The 7810-nt window shown below is 66.2% G+C and carries 11 protein-coding genes; all 11 read right to left on the bottom strand.

Going from position 1 to position 7810, the window contains the following annotated elements:
• A partial coding sequence (gene ndhC / locus VN856_RS18875; RefSeq protein ID WP_325691765.1) for an NADH-quinone oxidoreductase subunit A occupies positions 1–206 on the bottom strand: 206 nt, incomplete at its 3' end.
• Between the two features lie 282 nt (positions 207–488).
• On the bottom strand, positions 489–887 hold the full coding sequence (locus tag VN856_RS18870; protein WP_325691764.1) for a hypothetical protein: 399 nt from the start codon (positions 885–887) through the stop codon (positions 489–491).
• Between the two features lie 27 nt (positions 888–914).
• Positions 915–1451: a YceI family protein gene (locus VN856_RS18865; RefSeq protein WP_325691762.1), complete on the bottom strand. Its 537-nt coding sequence runs from the start codon at positions 1449–1451 to the stop codon at positions 915–917.
• A 21-nt stretch (positions 1452–1472) separates the two neighbouring features.
• Positions 1473–1868: a nuclear transport factor 2 family protein gene (locus VN856_RS18860; protein ID WP_325691760.1), complete on the bottom strand. Its 396-nt coding sequence runs from the start codon at positions 1866–1868 to the stop codon at positions 1473–1475.
• Between the two features lie 11 nt (positions 1869–1879).
• A complete protein-coding gene (locus tag VN856_RS18855) occupies positions 1880–2224 on the bottom strand; it encodes a DUF6285 domain-containing protein (RefSeq protein WP_325691758.1) in 345 nt (114 codons plus the stop codon).
• Positions 2224–3156 (bottom strand): catalase family peroxidase, encoded by a 933-nt coding sequence (locus tag VN856_RS18850; protein WP_325691757.1) that lies wholly within the window; start codon positions 3154–3156, stop codon positions 2224–2226. Before VN856_RS18850 ends, VN856_RS18855 begins: the two co-directional genes overlap by 1 nt.
• Before the next feature lie 17 nt (positions 3157–3173).
• Positions 3174–4160: a phosphotransferase family protein gene (locus VN856_RS18845; RefSeq protein ID WP_414686999.1), complete on the bottom strand. Its 987-nt coding sequence runs from the start codon at positions 4158–4160 to the stop codon at positions 3174–3176.
• Positions 4157–5395 carry an acyl-CoA dehydrogenase family protein gene (locus VN856_RS18840; protein ID WP_325691755.1) on the bottom strand — a complete coding sequence of 413 codons (1239 nt, stop codon included), beginning with the start codon at positions 5393–5395 and terminating at the stop codon, positions 4157–4159. The genes VN856_RS18845 and VN856_RS18840 overlap by 4 nt, the downstream gene beginning before the upstream one ends.
• 10 nt (positions 5396–5405) lie before the next feature.
• Positions 5406–6017 (bottom strand): TetR/AcrR family transcriptional regulator, encoded by a 612-nt coding sequence (locus VN856_RS18835; RefSeq protein WP_325691753.1) that lies wholly within the window; start codon positions 6015–6017, stop codon positions 5406–5408.
• Positions 6017–6913 (bottom strand): hydroxymethylglutaryl-CoA lyase, encoded by an 897-nt coding sequence (locus VN856_RS18830; RefSeq protein ID WP_325691751.1) that lies wholly within the window; start codon positions 6911–6913, stop codon positions 6017–6019. Before VN856_RS18830 ends, VN856_RS18835 begins: the two co-directional genes overlap by 1 nt.
• Positions 6910–7810, bottom strand: a 901-nt coding sequence (locus VN856_RS18825) for a CoA transferase (protein WP_325691749.1), incomplete at its 5' end; no start/stop codon positions are given. The genes VN856_RS18825 and VN856_RS18830, both read right to left, overlap by 4 nt.

Raw genomic sequence — 7810 nt, 5'->3', positions numbered from 1 at the left:
AGGTAGTACTTCACCGGGAACCGCTGTCCGCTGCCGGCGTGCGGTGCGTTAGCCGGCTGGTCGCTGGGCTCGATGCCGCATTCGTAGGCCTCCAGCTTGGCGCGGTTGAACCGCTTCGGGCCGGTGAGTTGGCCGAGTGCGACCGAGCCGAGCGCAAAGGCTGCGGCGATCCCTCCGAGTACGAGAATGGGTAGGTAGAGATTCATCTCGCGACGACGCTTCCTCACTCTGGTCGAAGGGCTGGACTGTGAGCGCAACCACAGCCTAGCGACCGTGTGCGGTCCTGCGCTCAGCAGGTTAGTTGTGACCTCAACCACAGCTGGACGGACGGTGAACACCGCGAAACAGATGGCAACGGCCCGACCGGGTGACGACTGCCAATTGTCAAGAACACTAAGCGATTTGGCTCATTTTCGGGAGAGTCGTGGCGAGCCGTTGAGCCCCGGTGAGCGGCTGGGCCGTGTGCGCTTTCTGGGCCGGGTGACCAGCTACTGCACCGGGGTGCGCAGCAACTCGAGCACGGTCCGGCTGAGCCGGATCGGATCGATGGGGTGGGGGACCGCACCCTCGGCCTGTGACCAGCTGGCCAGCCAGGCGTCGTCTTGTCGGCCGGTCAACACCACAATCGGCGGTCCCTGGTCGATTTCGTCTTTGAGCTGCTTGGCGATCCCCATGCCGCCTTCGGGGCTCGCCTCGCCATCCAGAATGGCCAGATCGATGCCGCCCGCGTCCACCTGCTGGATCACGACCGGCCCGGTCGCGACCTCGATATAGCTCAGCTCCGGCAGGTCCGGATGCACTCGCTTACCCAACGCCGTCATGACGGCCTGTCGGGTGTTGGCGTTGTCGCTGTACACGAGAATCCGCAGGGGATTGGTGGCAGACACGGTCCAGATCGTACTGCCCGGCGACAGTTACCGCGGCGCCCGCACGAAGTACGCGTCGGCCGACACCGTCGCCGTCTTCGCGACCATGCCCAGCCGGTTCCAGCTGACATCGAACTGGTCGCGGTCGATCTCGGTTTTCGCAGACACCTGCACCGAGCCGTCGGCGAGCGCACTGACGTGGACCGGCAACGGCACCTCCGCCGTGACCCCCTTGATGCTGAACGTGGCCCGCAGGGCGGCGTCGTTGCCGGTGCCGGGCTCGACGGCGGTCACCACCACGCTGATGTCCGGATAGCGGTCGGCGTCGAAGAAATCGGCCGATCGCAGATGCTCGTCGCGCTTACCGATGCCGGTGCGCAACGAGGCGACCGCAATATCGAGGCGCCCGAAGATCGCGCCTTTACCGGTGACCTGGCCGTCGCCGCTGACGCCGGTGAAGTGGCCTTTGACGTTGATCAGGCCCCAGAAGTTCTTGATCTTGAAGTTAACGGTTGAGCGGTCGGGATCCAGGCTCCACACCCCGGCGGTGTCCGGATCGTTCAGCAGTGTGTCGACGTTGGTCATGGGCGCTCCCTCCGTTGTCGGCTAGCTCATTATCGGCGCGAGCTCCGCCGGGTCGAAATACTCATCGATACGTCTGATCAGGGCATGAGAACCCGAAGAGACACTCAACTTGATAACGATGCACACCCGCAAAGCGATCGATCCGCCGTTGGTGCCGGTCGCGTGCAGGACGTGCTGTTGCACGAAGCCGTCGGGGAACAGCTGCCGGTCGAGGATCTCGTAGCTGCGCTCGGCGGTGACGCCGATGAACCACCGCAAGACCTTCAGCGCCCGCTGCTTGTCGTCGTCGCGGCGCCCGCCGGCCCGCCACACCGCGATGTCGTCGTCGAAGAGCTCAACCAGTCGCGCCTCGTCGCCGCGCTCGATGGCCGCGAAGAGTTCATCGGCCAAGTCGACGACGATCTGGGCAGCGGGCATGGCGATTCTCCCTACTCGTCCTGGTAACCGGGGTGCGCGGCGGCCAGCCGGCGGCCGACCAGCGCCCGCAGCGCCGATCGCACGTGGTCGTCGGCCCCGTCGAGGTCGCCGGCCCGGATGGCAGCAGCCAGTTGAGCTTCATCGACGCACCCGACGCGGGCCAGTGCCCCCGCGACGTCGTCGGCTGCTTCAGCGTCGCCGAGCAGTTCTCGCTCGACCATGCGCAGCGCGTTGGCCGCGACCCGGGAATGGAAGTTGACTTGGCCCGCGGTTGACTCCCGCACATCGGTCTCCAGGAATTCCGCCACCGCGGCGATGAGTTCCGCGGCGGTGGGGCGACCGTGCGCGGAGGTCATCAGATCGCGGGCGCTTCGGGACCTCGCTCGACGCCCGTGCGCAGCTTCACCGAGGCGGAGTACGCCAGCGTGCGGAACCGCAGGACCGGGTCGTCGGAGGCCTCGATGCCGTCGGTGACGCGCATCGGGTCGAATACGACGATGTCGCCGCCGTGCTCTCGTTCTGTCTCGACGCCGGTGATCTCGATGGTGCCGACGGTGACGGTTTGAGTGCTCTGCCAGGGTTTGGACGGGTCGACGGTCGAGTCGCCGTGCGCGGCGATCTGAACCTGGTATTCGAACCGAACCGGCTGGGCCGCAATGCGTTTGTCGAGTTCGTCGATCAAGAAGTCCGCGCCCTTGCTCTTCGCGACGTCCGGCGAAAGGAACTCCTCGCTTGCTGACGGCTGCAGGTGATAGCGCACAAATCGGTCGCTGCCGTCGGCGGAGATCCAGCGGAACGCATGCAGACCGTGGTAGGACACGGTGGCGTAGCTTGCCGGCACCTTGTTCGCTTCCTTGACGACCGGCAGCGCCTTGACAAAGCGCGGATGGGTGGCGATGTATCCGATGAGTCGCAGCGGGGCGGTCGGACCGGGACGCGACGCCCGCAGCAGCGAGATGAAGCCGTCGGGGGTGCTGGCCGGGAACAGTTTCGCGGTCTGGGTGGACACATCGGTCGTCGACCCGTCTGGAAGCGTGAATTTCACCGCCAACCCGCGCACGCCGGGCGCGTTGTCCGGTTGCTGCGGATTGCCCGAGCCGCTGGAGAACCGGATCAGCGCGGGTACCGCCGCGCCGCTGAGATGCGCGGCACGGGAGAGCGCGGCAGCCTCGGGGGTGGCGGTGAAGGTGCCGCGGTAGAGCTTCCCCTTGGCGTGCAGGGCCCGACTGCCGGGTTGCGCCCCGCCGGTTGAGCGAATTGCGTCGATTGCCTGATCAGGTGTAACCACAGCACAACCCTAGGCGCTCAACCGGCATGCGCGACCGCGTTATCGAGCAAGTTGAGCAAGTCCCATTCCGTCTCGCAGACGCGACGACCGATGGTCGCGAGTTCCACGGACGGAGTTTGTCCGCTGAGGTGGCGTTCGGCCTGGTAGCGGCAGATGACACCCCAGCGCAAAGTGGCCTGCACCAGCCACCAGTGAAATGCAGACCGGTCGACCGCGGCGCCCCCGGCTTTTTCGTAGTCATCAAGGAAATCCTCGATACTGCCCAGACCACCGGCCGCGAGGTCCAACGGTGCGCCGAACCGCCAGGCCCGGATGCAGAACCAGGCCAGGTCTTCGTAGATCTCACCGACGTGCACCAGCTCCCAATCCAGCACGGCCGCCAGATCGGATTTATCGACGATGAGGTTGCCCATCCGGAAGTCGCCGTGCACCAGACGCGGTGGCGAGGGCGCCGGCCGGTTGTCGGCCAGCCACCGGAACGCCCACTCGAACGTGGCGGTGGTGTCACCGATGGCGTCCAGCTCGTCGCGCCAGGCGGCCATCTGATCGTCGGCACTGATGCCGGGCAGGTTTGGGTCGGCGCGGTGGATCGCGACCAGCGCTTCGGCGCACTGACTCAGCAGTCGTCGACGGCCTGGGTCATCCAGCTGACGCTGGATGCGACGGACGATGGTCTCGCCAGCGATCGCATCGCAGATCAGGAACGGATTGCCAAGGGCCGCAATGGAATCGTCGGCGATGACGATGTGGGGGACCGGCGCGCCGGCGGCGGCCGCGGCGCGTTGAGCGCGGGCTTCCAGTTCCATGCCGGCGTGCACCTCGTCGGGCGGCCCGGTGCGCAGGATCAGCGCACGTCGCTGCTCGCCCGTGGTGGCATTGAACGCCCAGGTTGTTCTGCTGGCTCCGCCGGTCAGCGTGCGCAGATCTTCGATCGCGGTGCCCGGGCCGAGCGCAGGCTCCAGCACCGCGGCAAGTCTCGGTGCCAGTTCGTCCGCGACGCTCACTTGCGGCCGAACTTGAACAGGCGCTGGGCAACTCGGCGGATTTGGATCTCTTCGGCGCCCTCGGTGATCCGGTAGCGCCGGTGGTGGCGATAGATGTGCTCGAACGGCTCGTGGCGGCTGTAACCGAGGCCACCGAAGATCTGCATTGCACGATCGGCGGCGTCGCACACCAGCCGGTTGGCGCGATAGTTGGCCATCGACACCTTGTCCGACACTTCCATGTGGTGGTTGCGGTCGAGGTGCCAGGCCGCGTACTGGACCAGCAGCCGCACCATCTGCGCTTCGGTTTGCAGTTCGGCCAGCGGCCATTGCACGGCCTGGTTGGCCGACAGCGCCTTGCCGAAGACCTTTCGTTTGCCGGCATATTCGGCGGCGCGGTCGATGCAGTACTGAGCCGCGCCCAGGCTGCTGGCGGCTTGGCGAATGCGGTTTTCGTGCAGGAATGTCTGTGCTACCTCCAGACCGCGATCGACCTCGCCGAGCACCGCGTCGGCGGGCACCCGCACGTCGGTCAGTTCGACTTCGCCGTGATCGGTGGGCATGTTGAACGTCCACCAGTAGTACGGGACCTGGAAGCCTGGCGTGTCGGTGGGCACCAGGAAAGCGGTGATGCCCTGGGCCTGTCCCGGTTCGCCGGACGTGCGAGCGAAGATCAGATCGTGGGTGGCGCGGTGCACGCCGGTGTTGAATCTCTTGGCGCCGTTGATGATCCAGTCGTCACCATCGGATTTTGCGTGGGTTTCCAGCCAGGTCGCATCGGAGCCGTGCAGTGGTTCGGTGAGCCCGAACGCCATCGAGCGTTCCCCGGTGATCAGCGCCTCGGACCATGCGGCGCGTTGCTCGTCGGAACCGAAGCGTTCCATCATGATCACCTGCGGAAAGTTCCCGACGATCGACGACTCGTTCTGCAGGTCGTTGTGTAGCCCAAGGCCCTTGTGCGCCAGATGCTCCCGAATCACCGCCATGTCGAGATTGGTGCCGTCGCGGCCGCCCAGCGATGCCGGTAGCCCGTAGCGCAGCCAGCCGGCTTTGTCCGCCCGTCGCCGCATCTCCGAGAGCAGGTCTTCCCATTCCCGAGTGGGGATGCCGTCGTTGTCCCAGTCGGTGCGGGCATGCTCGCGACGCTGGTCGAAGTACTGCATGTTCTCCGCCTGCAGCGGGACGATCTCGCGTTCGATGAACGCATCCATGTCGGCCAGTAGACCCGGAAGATGTTCGGGCAGCGTGAAATCCACAGTGATCTCCTTAGATACCGTACAGGGTTTTCTTCCACACCGTCGCGAGGGTAGCGATAGCGTCTTCGTCGCTCATCTCCATGCCCAGACCGGAGCGTCCGACGAACACCGTGGTGAAGTTCTCGAACAGCAGAGCGATGGCAGCCGCGATGTGTTCGGGGTTGAGGTCGGACGCGTAGCCGTGCTGCTGCACATGTCGCACCGAGGCGGCGACGATGTCCATCCCGAATCGACGAAATTCGTTCTGAACGGCGGCGAACCGTTGCTGGGTGGCGGCCAGTTGTGCGATCGCGATCATGATGCCGATGTTCTGCTTGAACATGTTCCAGTAGCCGGTCACCACCGACGTGAAGAACGCGTCGTCACCGGGGGAGTCGGGCAGATGCAGATTCAGCCCGGATGGCGTCAGTACCTCGTGCAGAAACGACTCCGCAAGCGCGGCAAGGAGGTCCTCTTTGTCGTCGAAGTACCGATAGAACACCGCGGCGGACTTGCCGGCAGCAGAGGTGATGTCGGCCAGCGTGGTGCCGTGGAAGCCGCGCTCGGCGAACAGCTTTCGGGCGGCCTGCTCGAGGGCAGCCCGGGTCTGGCGGCCCTTCGTAGTCACGACTGCGGTCGGCATCAGCGCTGCATCCGGTCACCGGCACGTAGTAGGGCACTGGGCAAGTCGTGGCCGACAACCGACTTCGCGACGCCGGCCGCAGCGATGGCGGCGGGCAGGTCGATGTCGACGTCGATGTCGCTGTCGCGCAGCAGGTACACCAGGTCCTCGGTGGCGATGTTGCCGGTGGCGCCGGGCGCGAACGGACAACCGCCAAGCCCGCCGACCGAGGCGTCCAACCGGGTAACTCCCGACTCGACCGCCGCGTATGCGCTGGCCAGCCCGGCGCCGCGGGTGTTGTGGAAATGCCCGCCCAATGGCAGCTCACCGAGAACCGGGCGCAGTTGGGCGATCAGCGAGCGCACCCGGCCCGGCGTGGTCGTGCCGATCGTGTCGGCGATGCAAAATCGGTCGACGCCGCGATCGCTTGCGGCCGCGGCGATGTCGAGAACCCGCCGCGGCGGCGTTGGTCCGTCGAAGGGGCAATCCCACGCCGTGGCGACGATGACCTCGACCGTGACATCGCTGTCGTGGGCGATGGCGACGATCTCGCCGATCTGATCGGTCGCCTCGGCACTGCCGCGTCCGACGTTGGCTTTGCTGAACGCGTCGCTGGCCGCCACCACGTATTCGATCGAACGCAGCCCGGCGGCGACAGCCCGCTTGGCGCCGTTGGGGCTGGCGACCAGCGCCGAGAATTCGATGTCGGGGTAGTGGCGCAGTTCGGCGGCAAGCTCGGCGGCATCGGCCATCGACGGCACCTTCGATGGGGACACGAACGCGGTGGCCTCCACCTCGCGCACGCCGGTGGCGGCGACGGCTGCCAACAGTTCCAGCTTGGCCGACAACGAGATTGGCTTCTCGATCTGCAACCCGTCGCGCAACGCCACCTCGCGGATGTCGACGTGGGTCCTCATAGCACCTCCTCGGCACGCAGCTTCTCGAGTTCGTCGACGCTCTTACCGAGCAGGCCGATGTAGACGTCGTCGTTGTGCTGTCCCGGTCGTGCCGAGCCGGCATTGCGGACGCTGCCCGGCGATTCGGACAGCTGCGGCGTTATTCCCGGGCCCAGCACCGGCCGGCCGAGGCGTTCGTCGTGATGCTCCACGAGCATGCCGCGGGCCCGCAGCTGAGGATCGTTGACCACGTCGGCGACGGTGTTGATCGGACCAGAGATCACGCCTGCGGCGCTGAGGGTTTCGATGATGTCGTCGGGTTCACGTTCGGCTGCCCAATCGCCGATGATTTTGTCGAGCTCGTCTTGGTTGCGTCCGCGCGCGACGTGGGTGGCGAACCGCTCGTCGGTGGCCAGCTCCGGGCGTCCCATCGCGCGGCACAGCCGGGCGAACACGGTGTTCTGGTTGGCGGCGATCACCACCCATGAGCCGTCGGCGCTGCGATAGATGTTCGAGGGTGCGATGCCCTCCAGCCGGGTGCCGGACGGACCTCGCACCACCCCGCCGACGTCGAAATCCGGGATCGTGGATTCCTGTACTGCCAAGCATGATTCGTTGAGTGCCACGTCGACCACCTGGCCGCGACCGGTGACGCTGCGCCGGTACAGCGCGGCCAGCGCTCCCTGCGCCCCGAACATTCCGGCCAGGCTGTCGCCCAGTGACAACGCCAGCCGCGGGGGCGGTCCACCCGGGAAGCCATTCAGGTGCCGCAGCCCGCTGGCCGCCTCGGCCACCGAGGCGTATCCGGCCTTGTGCGCGTCTGGACCGGTCTGCCCGTAGCCCGACACCCGAACCAGGATGATCCCGGAATTACGTTGGCTGAGAACGTCGTAACCCAGGTTCCACTTCTCCAGAGTG

It is taken from the genome of Mycobacterium sp. (assembly GCF_035603715.1).
Classification (GTDB): domain Bacteria; phylum Actinomycetota; class Actinomycetes; order Mycobacteriales; family Mycobacteriaceae; genus Mycobacterium.
Note: the sequence above shows the minus strand (reverse complement) of the source record. Positions and strands in the feature narration are given on the sequence as shown.